The sequence below is a fragment of the Pseudomonas lijiangensis genome (assembly GCF_018968705.1).
GTDB classification, from domain to species: Bacteria; Pseudomonadota; Gammaproteobacteria; order Pseudomonadales; family Pseudomonadaceae; genus Aquipseudomonas; species Aquipseudomonas lijiangensis.
Genome location: NZ_CP076668.1, coordinates 3,353,079 through 3,369,468 on the forward strand (window position 1 = coordinate 3,353,079; position 16,390 = coordinate 3,369,468).

At 57.6% G+C, this 16,390-nt stretch carries 18 protein-coding genes and 1 tRNA gene; 3 read left to right on the forward strand and 16 right to left on the reverse strand.

The genetic code is table 11. The annotated features are described in order from the left end of the window. Positions 1-900: 900 nt before the first annotated feature. The 9 genes from KQP88_RS13780 to thrS form a co-directional block, all read right to left on the reverse strand. A tRNA-Pro gene (locus KQP88_RS13780) sits at positions 901-977 on the reverse strand. 87 nt (positions 978-1,064) lie between these two features. After that, on the reverse strand, positions 1,065-1,421 hold the full coding sequence (locus KQP88_RS13785) for a MerR family transcriptional regulator (RefSeq protein ID WP_198725037.1): 357 nt from the start codon (positions 1,419-1,421) through the stop codon (positions 1,065-1,067). Continuing rightward, positions 1,402-1,704 (reverse strand): integration host factor subunit alpha, encoded by a 303-nt coding sequence (gene ihfA, locus KQP88_RS13790; RefSeq protein WP_002553164.1) that lies wholly within the window; start codon positions 1,702-1,704, stop codon positions 1,402-1,404. Before ihfA ends, KQP88_RS13785 begins: the two co-directional genes overlap by 20 nt. Before the next feature lie 3 nt (positions 1,705-1,707). Further along, positions 1,708-4,086 carry a phenylalanine--tRNA ligase subunit beta gene (gene pheT, locus KQP88_RS13795; RefSeq protein WP_216703362.1) on the reverse strand — a complete coding sequence of 793 codons (2,379 nt, stop codon included), beginning with the start codon at positions 4,084-4,086 and terminating at the stop codon, positions 1,708-1,710. Between the two features lie 36 nt (positions 4,087-4,122). Continuing rightward, complete coding sequence (gene pheS, locus KQP88_RS13800) at positions 4,123-5,139, reverse strand: phenylalanine--tRNA ligase subunit alpha (protein WP_024685429.1); 1,017 nt, start codon at positions 5,137-5,139, stop codon at positions 4,123-4,125. A gap of 103 nt (positions 5,140-5,242) precedes the next feature. Further along, positions 5,243-5,599 (reverse strand): 50S ribosomal protein L20, encoded by a 357-nt coding sequence (rplT, locus tag KQP88_RS13805; RefSeq protein ID WP_016963673.1) that lies wholly within the window; start codon positions 5,597-5,599, stop codon positions 5,243-5,245. A gap of 28 nt (positions 5,600-5,627) precedes the next feature. Next, positions 5,628-5,822: a 50S ribosomal protein L35 gene (rpmI, locus tag KQP88_RS13810; RefSeq protein WP_002553160.1), complete on the reverse strand. Its 195-nt coding sequence runs from the start codon at positions 5,820-5,822 to the stop codon at positions 5,628-5,630. A 60-nt stretch (positions 5,823-5,882) separates the two neighbouring features. Continuing rightward, a complete protein-coding gene (gene infC, locus KQP88_RS13815) occupies positions 5,883-6,434 on the reverse strand; it encodes a translation initiation factor IF-3 (RefSeq protein ID WP_170929410.1) in 552 nt (183 codons plus the stop codon). Next, complete coding sequence (gene thrS, locus KQP88_RS13820; protein WP_216703363.1) at positions 6,434-8,356, reverse strand: threonine--tRNA ligase; 1,923 nt, start codon at positions 8,354-8,356, stop codon at positions 6,434-6,436. The genes infC and thrS overlap by 1 nt, the downstream gene beginning before the upstream one ends. Before the next feature lie 360 nt (positions 8,357-8,716). On the opposite strand from thrS, the gene KQP88_RS13825 reads away from it, so the two are divergent. Together KQP88_RS13825 and KQP88_RS13830 are read left to right on the forward strand one after the other, a co-directional pair. After that, entirely contained in the window at positions 8,717-9,025 is a 309-nt protein-coding gene (locus tag KQP88_RS13825; RefSeq protein WP_216703364.1) for a hypothetical protein, read from the forward strand. Between the two features lie 295 nt (positions 9,026-9,320). Further along, positions 9,321-9,533, forward strand: coding sequence for a cold-shock protein (locus KQP88_RS13830; RefSeq protein ID WP_024685433.1), 213 nt, complete (start codon positions 9,321-9,323; stop codon positions 9,531-9,533). Positions 9,534-9,599: 66 nt separating this feature from the next. Here the strand turns inward: KQP88_RS13830 and KQP88_RS13835 are convergent, their stop codons facing one another. Further along, positions 9,600-9,923, reverse strand: a complete 324-nt coding sequence (locus KQP88_RS13835) for an I78 family peptidase inhibitor (protein ID WP_025260462.1) — start codon at positions 9,921-9,923, stop codon at positions 9,600-9,602. Between the two features lie 283 nt (positions 9,924-10,206). On the opposite strand from KQP88_RS13835, the gene KQP88_RS13840 reads away from it, so the two are divergent. Then, entirely contained in the window at positions 10,207-10,401 is a 195-nt protein-coding gene (locus tag KQP88_RS13840; RefSeq protein ID WP_200992012.1) for a hypothetical protein, read from the forward strand. A gap of 11 nt (positions 10,402-10,412) precedes the next feature. On the opposite strand, the gene KQP88_RS13845 is transcribed toward KQP88_RS13840, so the two are convergent. Genes KQP88_RS13845 through KQP88_RS13870 form a run of 6 tightly spaced genes read right to left on the reverse strand, consistent with a single transcriptional unit; the run spans position 10,413 to position 16,367 of the window. Then, positions 10,413-11,438: a nucleoside hydrolase gene (locus tag KQP88_RS13845; RefSeq protein WP_200992011.1), complete on the reverse strand. Its 1,026-nt coding sequence runs from the start codon at positions 11,436-11,438 to the stop codon at positions 10,413-10,415. 25 nt (positions 11,439-11,463) lie between these two features. After that, positions 11,464-11,868 (reverse strand): D-ribose pyranase, encoded by a 405-nt coding sequence (gene rbsD, locus KQP88_RS13850; protein ID WP_198725044.1) that lies wholly within the window; start codon positions 11,866-11,868, stop codon positions 11,464-11,466. Continuing rightward, positions 11,865-12,785, reverse strand: coding sequence for a ribokinase (rbsK, locus tag KQP88_RS13855; protein WP_216703365.1), 921 nt, complete (start codon positions 12,783-12,785; stop codon positions 11,865-11,867). The genes rbsD and rbsK overlap by 4 nt, the downstream gene beginning before the upstream one ends. Positions 12,786-12,809: 24 nt before the next feature. Further along, positions 12,810-13,832 carry a LacI family DNA-binding transcriptional regulator gene (locus tag KQP88_RS13860; protein ID WP_216703366.1) on the reverse strand — a complete coding sequence of 341 codons (1,023 nt, stop codon included), beginning with the start codon at positions 13,830-13,832 and terminating at the stop codon, positions 12,810-12,812. Between the two features lies 1 nt (position 13,833). After that, positions 13,834-14,817, reverse strand: a complete 984-nt coding sequence (locus KQP88_RS13865) for an ABC transporter permease (RefSeq protein ID WP_025260468.1) — start codon at positions 14,815-14,817, stop codon at positions 13,834-13,836. Further along, on the reverse strand, positions 14,814-16,367 hold the full coding sequence (locus tag KQP88_RS13870; protein ID WP_200992008.1) for a sugar ABC transporter ATP-binding protein: 1,554 nt from the start codon (positions 16,365-16,367) through the stop codon (positions 14,814-14,816). The genes KQP88_RS13865 and KQP88_RS13870 overlap by 4 nt, the downstream gene beginning before the upstream one ends. Between the last annotated feature and the right edge of the window lie 23 nt (positions 16,368-16,390).

A 16,390-nucleotide genomic window follows, 5' to 3' on the forward strand; every position in this document is an offset into this window, starting at 1 on the left:
AACAGTAGATAGCTCTGCGACGCCAACCACCAAACAACATCTGAAAAAATTGCCCATCTTTTGTCGATTGACCAGACGCCTGCTTTTCAACCGCAGAAGTATGAATCGACTTGCACCCGTCATTGCCCTTTTAGTCCACAGCCGCCGCATCCAGCTCGCTAGGCTAATCTCCTGCCGCCCATCTAGGAGCCACATCGTGCACGGATCATAGACCACTCCAACGCCATAGGCCTCTATACCTTCGTAGCCGCCTTAACATCGGCCACACCCGAACCGTAACACGCCTTCCCTCAACAGTGCATCGCGAATACGGTTATCAAGCATGCAGTTTTGGCCGCAGGAACCTTAGGATTTTCAAGGCATAGTTAATTCCACAGCCAGGGATTTGCAGCGCTGCTGTAATTGCAATTGCTCGTTCTGAATCGCTAACAGCGACGACGGCGTTCAAGACATCTTGTAGCCGAGGCCGGCCTCGAGACGCAATCGTTGGATCGTTCTTGCCGGCTCCCTATGCCAGTAAAGAACGGATGTAATTCGTCGGGGTATTCAACACCGGACCACTCGTTGCAAGCCAGACGCCACGATCCTCAACTACCTGATCCAAGGGAATACGGATAGTAGTCACCTGAGGCAGAGACGAGGCACGTGAGGGCATCGAAACTAGGCAATCTCGACTACCCTCACCACTCAAGTACGCGCAGCCTGGACGACTCCTAGTTGAACTGTGGCTTCGGATCAATTGCTCCCTGACTTAATGGCGGACCATAGGATCCAACAAGTGACGACCGAATCCTACTACCCCAGCGTTTCACAGCGACGGGCTATTCGCGTCTGTGGGGGTAAAAACACTAAAAATAAAAAGGGGTCACGAGATAAAATCTCGTAACCCCTTGAATTATATGGTCGGGACGGAGTGATTCGAACACTCGACCCCTAGCACCCCATGCTAGTGCGCTACCGGACTGCGCTACGCCCCGACTAGGCGTGAAACTGTTTCGCAACTTGCGAAAGCGATGAGGAATATACCCTAAGCTTTTGAATTATGGAAGTATCTTGCTCGCTCGTCATGCACGAAGAATGACAAGTACATCTTCCAGTTCGGCAATCATCTGCCGGATCATCTGCTTGTTGTGCTGGGTATCGTCCTTCGCTTCGCCACTGGTAAGACGCAACCGGGCTCCACCGATGGTGAAGCCCTGGTCGTAGAGCAAAGCGCGGATCTGGCGGATCATCAGCACGTCTTGGCGCTGATAATACCGACGGTTTCCGCGTCGCTTGACGGGGTTGAGTTGAGGAAACTCCTGCTCCCAATAGCGCAGAACGTGCGGTTTGACCGCGCAGAGCTCGCTGACTTCACCAATGGTGAAGTAGCGTTTGCCCGGGATAGGCGGTAGCTCGTCGTTATGACTTGGTTCCAGCATAAGCCTCAACTCGGGCCTTCAACTTCTGCCCTGGACGAAAGGTGACCACACGGCGAGCAGTGATCGGAATCTCCTCGCCGGTCTTTGGATTTCTACCAGGCCGCTGGCGTTTGTCGCGCAGGTCGAAATTGCCGAATCCGGACAATTTCACCTGCTCGTTGTCTTCCAGAGCGTGCCTGATTTCCTCAAAGAACAGCTCAACCAATTCCTTGGCTTCTCGTTTATTCAGGCCCAGCTCTTCGTACAGACGTTCGGCCATCTCAGCTTTCGTCAGAGCCCCCATACGCTACTTCCTTAACGTGACGTTTAACCGTTCCTCAAGTGAATTGAGGATAGCAAGTGTCGTTGCGTTTACCTCATCGTCAGTAAGAGTGCGCGATGGATGCTGCCAGGTCAAGCCGACTGCAAGGCTTTTTCTATGCGGATCAATGCCTTTACCCTGATACACGTCAAATAGCCTGAGGTCCGTGAGCCATTCGCCTGCATTTTCACGAATAACGTCAAGAACCGCGCTTGCATTGACGTCCCGATCAGCCAGCAGAGCCAGGTCGCGGCGTACTTCCGGGAAGCGGGAAAGCTCGTGGAATTTCGGCAGACGGCCTGTAGCCACTTCGCCCAGCACCAGTTCGAACACGAACACCGGGCGATCAAGGCCCAGAGTTTTTGCCAGTTCCGGATGAATGGCGCCCAGGAAACCGACTTCACGACCATCGCGCTCGATGCGAGCGGTCTGGCCAGGGTGCAAGGCTGGATGCTGACCTGCAGAGAACGTGAACTCACCCAGTGCGCCAGCAAAACCAAGCACCGCTTCCACATCCGCTTTCACGTCGAAGAAGTCGACGGCGTCACGGCCTTGCGCCCAACCTTCAGGCAGGCGGCTGCCGCAAACCACACCAGCAAGCATCGGCTCTTGCTTGAGGCCATCAAGCTGACCGACGAAACGCAGACCGCTTTCGAACATGCGAACGCGATCCTGCTGACGGTTGAGGTTATGTTGCAGCGCCTTGACCAGACCCGGCCACAGCGAGGAACGCATGGCAGCCATGTCATTGGAGATCGGGTTGGCCAGCAGCAGCGGCTGGACGCCCGGGCTGAACAGCTCGAACAGTTTCGGATCGATGAAGCTGTAGGTGATCGCTTCCTGATAGCCACGGGCAACCAGCAGACGACGCAGTTCAGGCAGATCGCCACGCGCTTCAGCCTTGGCCTGAGGGGCCAGGCGTGCTTGCGGGTAACGAACCGGCAGGTGGTTGTAACCGTACAGACGCGCCAGCTCTTCGATCAGGTCGACTTCAAGGCTGATGTCGAAACGATGACTTGGCACTTCAACGAGCCATTGGCCAGCAGTCTCGCTGCTCAGTTTCAAGCCCAGAGCAGTCAGGAGACGTTCGATTTCGGCGTTTTCGATCACCAGGCCGAGCATTTGCTCGACACGGCTTGCACGCAGGGTCACGGAAGCAATCGATGGCAGGTGCTGTTCGCTGACTGCTTCGATGACAGGCCCTGCTTCACCGCCGGTGATTTCCAGCAGCAGGCCAGTGGCGCGCTCCATGGCTTCACGGGCCAGTTGCCAGTCCACGCCGCGCTCGTAACGGTGCGAAGCATCGGTGTGCAGGCCATAGGAACGGGCCTTGCCAGCCACCGAGATGGTGTCGAAGAACGCGCTTTCCAGGAAGATATCGCGAGTCTTGGTGGTCACGCCGCTGTGCTCGCCACCCATGATGCCAGCGATAGCCAGTGCACGCTGGTGGTCGGCGATGACCAGGGTGTCAGCACGCAGGCTGACTTCCTGACCGTCGAGCAGGACCAGCTTCTCGCCCTCCTCGGCCATGCGCACACGAATCCCGCCATTGATTTCGGCCAGATCGAAGGCATGCAGAGGCTGACCCAGCTCCAGCATGACGTAGTTGGTGATGTCGACAGCTGCATCGATGCTGCGCACGTCCGAACGACGCAGACGCTCTACCATCCACAGCGGAGTAGGACGCGACAGGTCGACGTTGCGAATCACACGCCCCAGGTAACGCGGGCAGGCAGCAGGTGCCAGCAACTCGACAGGACGCACTTCGTCATGCACTGCAGCAACAGGTGCCACGTGCGGACGAGTGACCTCGGCGGCATACAGCGCGCCGACTTCGCGAGCCAGACCGGCAACCGACAGGCAATCGCCACGGTTTGGCGTCAGGTCGACTTCGATGCTGGCATCGTCCAGCTCCAGGTAAACGCGAATGTCCTGCCCCACTGGAGCGTCGGCAGCCAGCTCCATCAGGCCATCGTTACCCTCGCCCAGTTGCAGCTCGGCAGCGGAACACAGCATGCCGTTGGACTCGACGCCGCGCAGCTTGGCCTTCTTGATCTTGAAGTCGCCAGGAAGCTCGGCGCCGATCATTGCGAAAGGAATCTTCAGGCCCGGACGCACGTTCGGCGCGCCACAGACGACCTGCAGTGTTTCGCTGCCATTGCTGACCTGACAAACGCGCAGCTTGTCAGCATCAGGGTGTTGCTCGGTGCTCAGGACTTCGCCTACGACCACACCGGTGAAGATGCCGGCGGCCAGCGTAACGCTGTCAACCTCAAGACCGGCCATCGACAGACGGGCAACCAGCTCGTCCCGGGAAACCTGCGGGCTTACCCAGCCACGCAACCATTGTTCACTGAATTTCATCCTGCTCTCCTAATAGATTCGTTACGGGCATGCGTTCTAGCGAAATTGCGCCAGGAACCGCAGGTCGTTGTCGAAGAACAGGCGCAAGTCATTGACGCCGTAACGCAGCATTGCCAGACGCTCGACACCCATGCCGAAAGCAAAGCCCTGGAACTCTTCAGGGTCGATGCCGGACATGCGCAGCACGTTCGGGTGGACCATTCCGCAGCCCATGACTTCCAGCCAGCCGGTCTGTTTGCAGACGCGACAGCCTTTGCCGCTGCACATCACGCATTCCATGTCGACTTCAGCGGAAGGCTCGGTGAACGGGAAGAACGAAGGACGGAAACGAACCGCCAGCTCTTTCTCGAAGAACACGCGCAGGAACTCTTCGATGGTGCCTTTCAGATCCGCGAAGTTGATGTCGCGATCGACCAGCAGGCCTTCGATCTGGTGGAACATCGGGGAGTGGGTGATATCCGAGTCACAGCGATACACACGACCCGGGCATACGATGCGGATCGGCGGCTGTTGCGATTCCATGGTCCGCACCTGCACCGGCGAGGTGTGGGTACGAAGCAGCATGTTCGCATTGAAATAGAAGGTGTCATGCATCGCCCGCGCCGGGTGGTGGCCAGGGATGTTGAGCGCCTCGAAGTTATGGTAATCGTCTTCGACCTCAGGGCCTTCGGCAATGCCGTAGCCGATGTGGGTGAAGAATTGTTCGATACGTTCCAGAGTCCGGGTGATCGGGTGCAGACCACCGGAGGTCTGACCGCGTCCCGGCAAGGTCACGTCAATGCACTCGGCCGCGAGCCTGGCAGTCAGTTCTGCCTGCTCAAACGACGCCTTGCGGGCATTGAGAACCTCTGTGACACGTTCCTTGGCAACGTTGATCAGGGCGCCGACTTGCGGACGCTCTTCAGCAGGCAGGTTCCCCAGGGTCTTCATCACCTGAGTCAACTCGCCTTTCTTGCCGAGGTAGTGAACCCGGATTTGCTCCAGGGCATTGATATCTTCGGCGCTTTGCACAGCCTCAAGAGCTTGCGAGACCAGCGCGTCCAGGTTTTCCATGTACAGACTCCAGATACAAAATAGGGGAAGAGCCAAAGGCTCTTCCCCTATTTATGACGTTCAAAACCGGTTCCGGAACCCGGAACCAGTGATTGTCGGGGACTTAGGCCAAAGTGGCTTTAGCTTTCTCGACAATCGCAGCAAACGCCGCTTTTTCGTTCACTGCCAGATCAGCCAGAACCTTACGGTCGATCTCGATGGACGCCTTTTTCAGGCCAGCGATCAAACGGCTGTAAGACAGACCGTTGGTACGAGCACCAGCGTTGATACGAGCGATCCACAGAGCGCGGAACTGACGTTTTTTCTGACGACGGTCACGGTAGGCGTATTGGCCTGCCTTGATTACCGCTTGCTTGGCAACACGGAATACGCGTGAACGCGCGCCGTAGTAGCCTTTAGCAAGTTTCAGAATTTTTTTGTGACGCTTACGGGCAATGACGCCACGCTTTACACGAGCCATGAGTTACTTCCTCTATTCTTGATCAAAATTAACGAAGGCGCAGCATGCGCTCGACTTTTGCCACGTCAGACGGATGCAGCAAGCTGCTACCGCGCAGTTGACGCTTACGCTTGGTCGACATTTTGGTCAGGATGTGGCTCTTGAAAGCGTGTTTGTGCTTGATGCCGTTCGCAGTTTTCAAAAACCGCTTAGCTGCACCACTTTTAGTCTTCATCTTTGGCATGTTCGGATACTCCGCATTCAGTTGATAAACATAACCGCAAGGCCTGCCGTGCCCTGGTGGTTACTTCTTCTTTTTCGGGGCGATGACCATGATCAGCTGGCGTCCTTCCATCTTAGGATGCTGTTCGACGGAACCGTATTCGAGCAGGTCAGCTTCAACCCGTTTCAACAATTCCATACCCAGCTCCTGGTGGGCCATCTCACGACCACGGAATCTCAACGATACCTTGGCCCTGTCCCCGTCACTCAGGAAACGTACCAGGTTGCGTAGTTTTACCTGGTAATCCCCTTCCTCCGTCCCTGGACGAAACTTGATTTCTTTAACCTGGATCTGCTTCTGGTTTTTCTTCGCTGCAGCAATCTGCTTCTTCTTTTCGAAGATCGATTTGCCGTAGTCCATGACACGGCAGACCGGAGGTACTGCGTCGGCAGAAATCTCTACCAGATCCAGCTTCGCCTCTTCGGCTATACGAAGCGCTTCATCAATCGAGACGATGCCAATCTGCTCGCCGTCAGCGCCAATTAACCGAACCTCGCGGGCCGAGATATTCTCATTGATCGGGGCCTTGGGTGCAGCTCGTTTATCTTGTCTCATTTCACGCTTAATAATAATTACTCCGAATCTTGGCGACCACGCCGGGAAACCGCTTGTGCGAGGAATTCAGCGAATTGGGCGACCGGCATTGAACCGAGGTCAGCGCCTTCGCGTGTACGCACAGCGACAGTTTGCGTTTCAACTTCCCGATCTCCGATGACGAGGAGATAAGGGACCTTGAGCAAAGTATGCTCGCGGATTTTAAAGCCGATCTTTTCATTTCTCAAGTCGGACTTGGCACGAAATCCGCTTTGAGCCAGAGTTTTTTCGACTTCAAGGGCAAAATCTGCCTGTTTATCAGTGATATTCATGATCACTGCCTGCGTCGGAGCAAGCCAGGCCGGGAATGCGCCTTCGTAATGTTCGATCAGAATACCGATGAAACGCTCGAAGGATCCGAGGATGGCACGGTGCAACATGACCGGATGCTTGCGACCGTTGTCTTCCGAGACGTACTCGGCGCTCAGACGGATCGGCAGGTTGAAATCGAGCTGCAAGGTACCACATTGCCAGACACGACCGAGACAATCCTTCAGGGAAAACTCGATTTTCGGACCATAGAAAGCGCCCTCGCCCGGTTGCAGATCGTAGGGCAGGCCCGCGCTGTCCAGCGCAGAAGCCAGTGCCGACTCGGCACGATCCCACAATTCGTCGGAACCCACGCGCTTTTCAGGGCGGGTCGACAGCTTGAGCTCGATGTCCTTGAAGCCGAAATCGGCATACACATCCAGGGTCAGCTTGATGAAAGCTGCCGACTCGGACTGCATCTGCTCTTCGGTGCAGAAAATGTGCGCATCGTCCTGAGTGAAGCCACGCACGCGCATGATGCCGTGCAATGCACCCGACGGCTCGTTACGGTGGCAGGCACCGAACTCGGCCAGACGCAGCGGCAGTTCACGGTAGCTTTTCAGGCCCTGATTGAACACCTGCACGTGGCACGGGCAGTTCATCGGCTTGATGGCGTAGTCGCGACTCTCGGACTCGGTGGTGAACATGTTGTCGGCGTAGTTGGCCCAGTGCCCGGATTTCTCCCAGAGCGAGCGATCGACCACCTGTGGAGTCTTGATCTCCAGATAGCCGTTCTCGCGCTGCACTTTGCGCATGTACTGCTCAAGCACCTGATACAGGGTCCAGCCCTGCGGATGCCAGAACACCATGCCCGGCGCTTCTTCCTGGGTGTGGAACAACCCCAGGCGCTTGCCGATCTTGCGATGGTCACGCTTTTCAGCTTCTTCGATGCGCTGGATATAAGCAGCCAGTTGCTTCTTGTCCGCCCAGGCGGTGCCGTAGACGCGCTGCAACTGCTCGTTCTTGGCATCGCCACGCCAGTAGGCGCCGGAGAGCTTGGTCAGCTTGAAAGACTTGAGGAAGCGGGTGTTCGGCACGTGCGGACCGCGGCACATGTCGACGTATTCTTCGTGATAGTACAGGCCCATGGCCTGCTGATCGGGCATGTCCTCGACCAGACGCAACTTGTAGTCTTCCTGGCGCGAAGTGAACACTTCGATCACTTCTGCACGCGGCGTCACTTTCTTGATGACGTCGTAATCTTTTTCGATCAGCTGCTGCATGCGCTGCTCGATGGCCGCCATGTCGTCAGGCGTGAACGGACGCTCGTAGGCGATATCGTAATAAAAGCCATCGTCGATGACCGGACCGATAACCATCTTGGCAGTCGGGTACAGTTGCTTGACGGCATGCCCTACAAGGTGAGCGCAGGAGTGGCGGATGATTTCCAGGCCTTCCTGATCCTTGGGGGTGATGATCTGCAGGCTGGCATCGCCTTCGATGAGGTCGCAGGCGTCGACGAGCTTGCCATCGACTTTACCGGCCACGGTGGCCTTGGCCAGACCGGCGCCAATGGAAAGCGCGACATCGGCTACGGAAACCGGATGATCGAATGAACGTTGACTGCCGTCGGGAAGAGTAATGGTGGGCATGGCGCCTCCTCTCCTAGTGGTGACCCCTACCAAAGGTCACGTGGGTTGGGATGAGCCAGTACGTGATTCGGTGGTATGCCTGCCTCACAGTGGCAGGAGCCTTTCAGGCCAACCTTCAACCGAACCAGATGACTGGATTGTGCGAAAAAAAACCTGCATGTGCCGCGCCGATGACCATTGAGCCACGGGGCAAAGAATCTACAGGACGCGCATCCTAGCACAGACACATCGATTCACACGCACAACCTGCCCGATGAGTATGGAAATAGAGCGTTTTTGCATATCGCCTGAACTGGAGCCGTTCAAGGCCGTCTGAATAAGTCGGGTTCCTGTATGACTCTTCCAGTAAAGGAGAACACCATGAAGCGCTTTCACCTTATGCCTGCCCTGCTTGCCTGTGCCGCCCTTGCCGGCCCGCTGACCGCTCAGGCGGCCATGGACAGTGCGACTCGCTCTGCCTTCACTCAAGAATGTGTCAGTGCTGCGAAACAGCACAATCTGGACGACAAGACGGCCAAGGCCCATTGCGATTGCGGCGCAAAACAGGTCGACAGCCATTTCTCGGACAAGGAAATCGCCAGCCTCAGCGCCGACGCCTCTCAAAACCCGGCCCTGGCTTCAAAACTGCAAAAACTGGTCGCCGAAAACTGCAGTGCGGCAAAAAAATAATTTCCCACGACGCCTGAAGCGAGCCACTCTCAACGATTGTTGAAGGCACCGAAGAATATGCCCGAAAGCCCCGTAAAACGTGGCTTTCGGCGCAGCTGAAATCCCCCCTTGCTCGCGCGACTCGTCATATTACTTTTGCACAACGGTAATATGACGCCCTGCATCTACTCGATTTTGATTCAAAGTTCCTACCTAAAGGGCTCTCTTTTCTTACATTTCGACTATTATGGCTCGGTGTGCCCAGTTGGCCTGAGCAGCACGTTCTACTGAAAAATTATGTTCTTGGAGATACACCATGTCTAATCGCCAAACCGGCACCGTAAAATGGTTCAACGATGAAAAAGGCTTCGGCTTTATCACTCCACAAGGTGGCGGTGACGACCTGTTCGTCCACTTCAAAGCAATCCAGAGCGACGGTTTCAAAAGCCTGAAAGAAGGCCAGACCGTTTCTTTCGTTGCTGCCAAAGGCCAGAAAGGCATGCAAGCAGAAGAAGTCACTGTGGTCTGATCCACCTGACTTGAAAAAAACCCGTCTCAATGGACGGGTTTTTTTATGAAAAGGGAAATGCAGGCATCAACCGCAGTTGACGCGAATCACCTTGCCACTGGCATCCGCATTGATATTCACGCGGTCGGAGCGATACTCCAGCGTGACCATATCGTTGGGACCCAGAATCCGGGCTTCATTCGAGCCGGATTGAGTACGCACCTGAGCCAGCAATGCAGCCGAAGCCTGCTGACCCACCGCCGACTGGGCCTGTGCCGCATCGCAGCGACCATGCCCTGCATGAGAAGCAGGCGCCTGGGCAGTTTCGGGAGACGATCCCGATGTGGAACTGCACCCTGCCATCAACGCTGCCAAAGCGACAAAACCCAATGTTGCAAATTTCCGGGGCATACACCCTCCTCTTCCAATGAACATGTTCAGACCATGTGCGACCGCATCCAGGCGCATTGGTTGCAGACACAGGCCCACACGCCGCAAAAGTCTGCCCCAGAGAACGATTACATACGCAGCCAAAAATCGTCACAAAACGTTTATTCGAATAGGCTATCGATAAACCGACATGATGCCTAAGTAGAAGTGTCACCCTGTGCGTGGAATGATCTACTGCACACGGCGTCCAGGCATTCGGCAACGCTCAGGATGATGCGCTGCTTTCACACGAGACGAGACAGACATGACAATCATATCCATCGATGCGGATATCAAGGCCAAATGGCCTCAAGGACATTGCTCGCACAGTCCGGGCACGGCAGAAGAGCTTACGATCATTGCCGTCGACCTGCTGGTCAAGGAACTGGGCACCGAAGGTGCCCGAACCTTTCTCGGCCAGGTGCTGAGCAGGTACTCCCCGGCGGAGCTACCTGCCTGAAGCACAACGACTCACTTCAAACGGGCCAACCGGCTGGTCAGCAGGTCGAAGAAGCCCTGAGCGTCGCCATTCTCGACCCAGAACACATTCTGTGGCTGCTTGAGCGTGCCGTACCAGTCTGCGACGGTCTGACCAAAGCCGATGCCATCGCGACTGTCGATGGCCAGATTGATCTGCCGACCTGAAAACAGCTCTGGCTGTAGCAGCCAGGCAATCACGCTCGCATCATGGACAGGCCCGCCGGGCAGTCCGTAATGCTCCATATCCAGCTTGACGTACTCATCGAGAATGCCACCAACCAGCTTGCCAGCCTGATTGCCCAGTGCGGCGATCTTCTGGAGACGCTGCTCGCTGGTCAGGATCTTGTGGGTCACGTCCAGCGGCACATAGGTCAGCTTGACGCCGCTGGCCAGAACGATCTGCGCCGCATGAGGGTCGGCGAACAGATTGAACTCGGCAGTCGGCGTGATATTGCCACCATTGAAGTGCGCGCCGCCCATGACCACGACTTCCTTGATCCCCTGGGTGATTTCAGGTGCCTGAACCAGTGCCAGCGCCAGATTGGTCTGTGGACCGAGCATGGCAATGGTGATGCTGTGCGGCTCGGCTTTTTTCAGCGTGTCGATCAGGTAATTGACGGCGTTACCTTCAGCCAGCCCTTTTGCAGGCTCGTGGACCGGCACACCCGGCAATCCTTCCTGACCATGCACGTTTTCGGCATAGATCGGCGTACGCACCAGAGGCTTTGGCGCACCGGCATAGACCGGCACTTCCTCACGTCCCGCCCACTCGCGGGCAAGCCGGGCATTGCGCGAGGTCTTGTCCAGACGCACATTGCCTGCCACCGTGGTGATCGCCATCACGTTCAGTTCTTCTGGAGAGGCCAGCGCCAGCAGCAGTGCGACCACATCGTCGGCGCCCGGATCGGTGTCGATGATCAGATTGCGCTTTTCAGCCGCCTGGGCGGCACTCATACCAAGAATGGACAAAAGCGATAGGCTCCACAGTAGTTGCCTGGAAAACTTCAATACCTGCATGGTTTACTCCCTGTTGGATATTTCCTTAAAACACTACGCCAGCCACCAAGGCAACATTGCTATATGGCTGGCATTCCCCGCTACGCACGATAGCCTTGGCGCTGCGGCTCAAGACTTTCAATTCCTCATGACTTACCCAGCGCTGCTGGCCCAATTGCTCGTCAAGCGCCAGGGCTTCGATCACGCGCAGCCCCGGTGGCTGGACTTCTACCATCTCGCTGGCCAGCACATGGCTTTCGACCTGCATTTCCGTCAGTACGACATCCAGCACGCTGGCGAAATCAGGCACGCCCTGGGTCAAGGCCAGGTCGATCAGTTCGACACCCGCAGGCACGGGCATGCCGGCGTCGACGATCATGAGGATATCGCCGTGCCCCAGTGAAGCAATCACGCGGGACAAGGCAATATTGAGAAGAGGTGTCTTTTTCATGAGGCTTTGAATTCCTGCACTTCATCGAATGTCGGTATCGAAGGCTGCGCACCGGCACGGGTGACAGACAGTGCCGCCGCAACCTGGGCAAAACGGATCGCTTCGGACTCGCTCTTGCCTTGCGAAAGAGCCGAGGCAAAACCGCCGACAAAGGTATCACCTGCCGCAGTCGTATCAACAGCCTTCACCGGCTGCGCAGGCACGTGTTCAAAACCCTGGGCATTGGCCAGCAGACTGCCCTGCTCTCCCAATGTGATGATGACATTACGGGCACCGGCCGCCAGCAGCGCCTTTGCCGCCTCCTGTGCCGATACAGGCGAATCCACGACGATTCCTGTCAGCGCCTGCGCCTCGCTTTCATTGGGAATCAGGTAGTCAATCAACCGATACCACTCTTGCGGCAAGGGCGAAGCAGCCGGTGCAGGATTGAGAATCACGGTCCTGCCCAGCTCACGGGCGCGGGACAAGGTGTAGTGGACCGTTTCCATCGGCACTTCGAGCTGGCAGATGACCACTTCGGCTGCGACCAACAGCGCATCGAACACCCCGATCAGAGAGGGCGTCAGTTGAGCATTCCCACCGGCGACAATAATGATCGCGTTCTGGCTGCTGTCATCCACCACAATCGAGGCAATGCCGGTGGATACACCGGATACCGAAGTGACTGCGCGACAATCGATGCCTTCTGCCAGCAACGCGCCGCGCAACTGTTCGCCGTAGGCATCTTCACCCACGCATCCGATCATCGCCACGCTGCCACCCAGGCGAGCAGCCGCCACGGCCTGATTGGCTCCCTTGCCGCCGGGCACGGTCATGAAGGTTTCTCCGGCAAGGGTTTCACCGGGTCGCGGCAAACGCTGGGCGCGAATCACCAGGTCCATGTTGAGGCTGCCAACTATCACTATTTTTGCTTGCATGGCTCATTCGCTCGGCGCTGTATTTCAGCGCAACTCATTGAAGGCATTGTTCGGTGGCGCCGTGGATTCACGCACCACGACACTGGGAGTTACAAGGCGTCTGCCGGGCAACTCGGTCGAGGTTCCGACAATTCTGGACAACAGCATTTCTGCTGCCGTTTCCCCCAGCTGCATGATCGACTGCCCGACAGTGGTCAGCGCGGGATAGACATAGCGACTCATCTGGATATCGTCGAAACCGATCACCGACAGCTCACGGGGAACCGGAATATTGCGCTCGGCCGCTGCCCGCAACACTCCAATGGCGATCACGTCGTTACCGGCAAAAATGGCGGTAGGACGACGACCTGCCAGCAGACCGACCGCAGCCTCATGACCGGCAGGGCTGGTGAAGTCGCTGTGGATCGTCCATTCAGGCAGCACCTCGATGCCCGCTTCCTGCATGGCGCGCCGATAACCGACAAAACGCATATCGGCCACCACCGTATTGTCCGGCCCGCCGATGCAGGCAATATCGCGATGCCCAAGATCAATCAAGTGGCGGGTCGCCAGGTAGGCGCCATGCTCGTGATCGATGCGCACCATGTCGGCCTCGATGCCCTCAAGCTCGCGGTCGACAATCACCATGGGCGTGCGCACCTCTGCCAGACCGCCCGCGACACTGACATCGCCACCCACCGAGGACACGATCAGGCCGTCGACGCGCTTCTCCAGCAGTACGCGCAAGTAGTTGCGCTGCTTTTCCGGGTTGTCATCGGAGTTACAGAGGATCACGCAAAAGCCGTTACGCTCGCAGTGATCCTCGATCCCTCGCGCCAGTTCGGCGAAGTAAGGGTTGATACCGTTGGGAATCAACAGCCCGATCGTCGAAGTGGTCTTGGCCTTTAGGGAACGGGCAACAGCGCTGGGCACATAATCGAGCTGGGCAATGGCCGCCTCGACCTTGATCCGGACCGGATCGCTCACCGGGCGGGTCTTGTTCAGCACATGGGACACCGTGGTGTAGGAAATCCCTGCCAGCGCCGCGACGTCTTTGATGGTTGCCATATCAGCCCTGCCGCCGTGCCCGGTGGCTACGATAGGTATCCAGGACCACCGCGATCACGATCACGGCACCGGTGATGATGCGTTTGGTGGGTTCCGATGCACCGATCTGCGCAAGACCTGCCGCCAGGACGGAAATGATCAGCACGCCAAAGAAAGTGCTGATGATCGAGCCGCGCCCCCCCATCAGACTGGTTCCGCCAATCACCACCGCCGCGATGACCTGCAGTTCCAGGCCCGCACCGGCATTGGGGTCAGCCGCTTCCAGTCGGGATATCTGGAACAGCGCCGCCACACCGGCCAGCAGGCCCATGAGCGAAAACACCAGAATCTTGTAAGGCTTGGGATTGATCCCCGCCAGACGCACGGCTTCTTCGTTGGTGCCGATACCGATCAGGTAACGACCGAATACCGTGCGCGTCAGTACCGCCTGGGCAATGAAGATCACCAGCAGTGCGATCACGAACGAGGGAGAAATGCCAAAGGCCAGCGGGTTGGACAGCCAGGCGAAGGAGTCGCCAATGTAGGCCGTACGCGAGTCGGTCATCTGATACGCCACGCCGCGCGCCATTTCCAGCACGCCCAACGACACGATAAAGGACGGGATTCGCCATGCGACGGTGATCGAACCGGTAATGGTGCCCGCCAGGGTTGCGCAAGCGATGCCCAGCAAAGCTGCGGGGAATACGCTCCAGCCCCAGCCCAGAATGGCGACACTCACCGCCGAAGCGGCCAGCGCCAGAACCGAACCCACCGAGAGGTCAATACCGCCGATGATCAACACCAGCGTCATGCCCACCGCCAGCACCATCAGGTCCGGAATCTGGTTGGCCAGGGTGCTGAAGGTCTGATACGACAGGAAGTGATCGCTCAGTAGCGAGAACAGCACAATCATCGCCAGCAAGGCGCCCGCCAGCCCGAGGTAAGTGCCGAGGCCGAAATAATTCCGGGCCGCTGAAGGCTGCGTCTGGGAAACAGGGTTATTCATGAGTCATTCCTGGGCGCCGCTTCGCTAAGCAACGCATCACGTTTTTGATAGCCGGCAAAAGCAGCGGCGAGCAGTTGATCCTGAGTCCAGTTGTCGCGCTCGAAGGTATCGATCAGGCGACCTGCCGACAGCACACCAATGCGGTCACAGATCAACATGAGTTCGCGCAGATCGCTGGACACCACCACCAGCGCCCGTCCCTGGCGAGTCAGTTCGCCCAATAGCGCATAGATGTCGAACTTGGCTCCCACATCGATACCGCGAGTGGGTTCGTCGAACAGCATTACCGGGCAGTCACGCTCCAGCCAGCGGCCGATAACCACCTTCTGCTGATTGCCACCGGAAAGCTCCGAAACCAGTTGTGCCGGGCTGGAACTGCGGATACGCATGGCTGCGACCTGCCGCTGCGCCAGTGCCAGTTCATCGCGGGCACTGACTACGCCACCCCGGGAAATGGCTGGCATATTGCCCAGCGCGACGTTGGCGCTGATGGACTGCGACATCAGCAGGCCTTCGCCCTTGCGGTCTTCGGTGATCAGCGCAATGCCGTGCTCAACCGCATCGGCAGGCGAGCGAATGGTCGCTTCGCGCAATGGCTGACCGACTTCGATGCTGCCGGTATCGGCCTTGTCGGCACCGTAGATCAGACGCAACAGCTCGGTTCGTCCCGCGCCGATCAGGCCGGAAATACCGAAGATCTCGCCGCGGCGGACCTGAAACGAAACGTCCTGCACCTTGCCAGCACGCCCCAGGCCCTTGACCGACAGCGCGACCTCACCAATCTGCCGAGCCCCCATGTCGATGTGCTCGCCCAGCTCTCGCCCGACCATCAGCGTGACCAGTTGCTCGCTGTCATAGCGGGCAATCGGCTCCACACAGACCAGCTTGCCGTCACGCAGCACGGCAATGCGCTGGGCGACCCTGGCCAGTTCCTCAAGACGGTGGGAGATGTAAATGATCGAGACGCCACGGGCCTGCAGGCGGCTGACCTGCTCGAACAGCATCTCGACTTCCCGCGACGTCAGCATCGCGGTCGGCTCGTCAAGAATCAGCACATGACAATCGCCTGCCAGGTTACGGGCGATTTCAACCATCTGCTGGTGGCCGATACCGAGATCGCCGACCAGCGTATCCGGGTCGATGGCTTCCAGCCCGACTTGAGCCATGGCCTTGATAGCGTTTTCGCGCAGAACCTTGCGGTCGATCCAGCCCAGACGCCGCGGCATGTCATCCAGAAACAGGTTTTCAGCCACCGTCAGGGTCGGCAGCAGGTTCAACTCCTGCATGACCATGCGTACGCCCAGCTTTTCAGCCTGGGTACGGTTTGCCGGTTGATAAGGCTGCCCCTGGAAATGCATCACACCGGCATCGGGCACAACCAGCCCGCCAATGATCTTCGACAAGGTGCTTTTACCGGCGCCGTTCTCGCCGGTCAGGGCCAGCACTTCGCCGCGCATCAGCGTCAGCTCGATATCGGCAAGCACCGGTTGGGCGTAGGTCTTGCCGATTCCACTGATGGACAGAACAGCATCCTGGACAGGTGCTGACATAAGATTCTCCCGACGCCTGCCCG

Coding starts and splice junctions, on each gene's coding strand:
- pheT (WP_216703362.1), bottom strand. CDS start 4,086: ATGAAATTCAGTGAACAATGGTTGCGTGGCTGGGTAAGCCCGCAGGTT.
- KQP88_RS13845 (WP_200992011.1), bottom strand. CDS start 11,438: ATGCAGGTATTGAAGTTTTCCAGGCAACTACTGTGGAGCCTATCGCTT.
- rplT (WP_016963673.1), bottom strand. CDS start 5,599: ATGGCTCGTGTAAAGCGTGGCGTCATTGCCCGTAAGCGTCACAAAAAA.
- ihfA (WP_002553164.1), bottom strand. CDS start 1,704: ATGGGGGCTCTGACGAAAGCTGAGATGGCCGAACGTCTGTACGAAGAG.
- pheS (WP_024685429.1), bottom strand. CDS start 5,139: ATGGAAAACCTGGACGCGCTGGTCTCGCAAGCTCTTGAGGCTGTGCAA.
- KQP88_RS13860 (WP_216703366.1), bottom strand. CDS start 13,832: ATGGCAACCATCAAAGACGTCGCGGCGCTGGCAGGGATTTCCTACACC.
- thrS (WP_216703363.1), bottom strand. CDS start 8,356: ATGCCCACCATTACTCTTCCCGACGGCAGTCAACGTTCATTCGATCAT.
- rbsK (WP_216703365.1), bottom strand. CDS start 12,785: ATGCAAGCAAAAATAGTGATAGTTGGCAGCCTCAACATGGACCTGGTG.
- KQP88_RS13835 (WP_025260462.1), bottom strand. CDS start 9,923: ATGCCCCGGAAATTTGCAACATTGGGTTTTGTCGCTTTGGCAGCGTTG.
- KQP88_RS13870 (WP_200992008.1), bottom strand. CDS start 16,367: ATGTCAGCACCTGTCCAGGATGCTGTTCTGTCCATCAGTGGAATCGGC.
- KQP88_RS13865 (WP_025260468.1), bottom strand. CDS start 14,817: ATGAATAACCCTGTTTCCCAGACGCAGCCTTCAGCGGCCCGGAATTAT.
- rbsD (WP_198725044.1), bottom strand. CDS start 11,868: ATGAAAAAGACACCTCTTCTCAATATTGCCTTGTCCCGCGTGATTGCT.
- KQP88_RS13785 (WP_198725037.1), bottom strand. CDS start 1,421: ATGCTGGAACCAAGTCATAACGACGAGCTACCGCCTATCCCGGGCAAA.
- KQP88_RS13830 (WP_024685433.1), top strand. CDS start 9,321: ATGTCTAATCGCCAAACCGGCACCGTAAAATGGTTCAACGATGAAAAA.
- rpmI (WP_002553160.1), bottom strand. CDS start 5,822: ATGCCAAAGATGAAGACTAAAAGTGGTGCAGCTAAGCGGTTTTTGAAA.
- KQP88_RS13840 (WP_200992012.1), top strand. CDS start 10,207: ATGACAATCATATCCATCGATGCGGATATCAAGGCCAAATGGCCTCAA.
- KQP88_RS13825 (WP_216703364.1), top strand. CDS start 8,717: ATGAAGCGCTTTCACCTTATGCCTGCCCTGCTTGCCTGTGCCGCCCTT.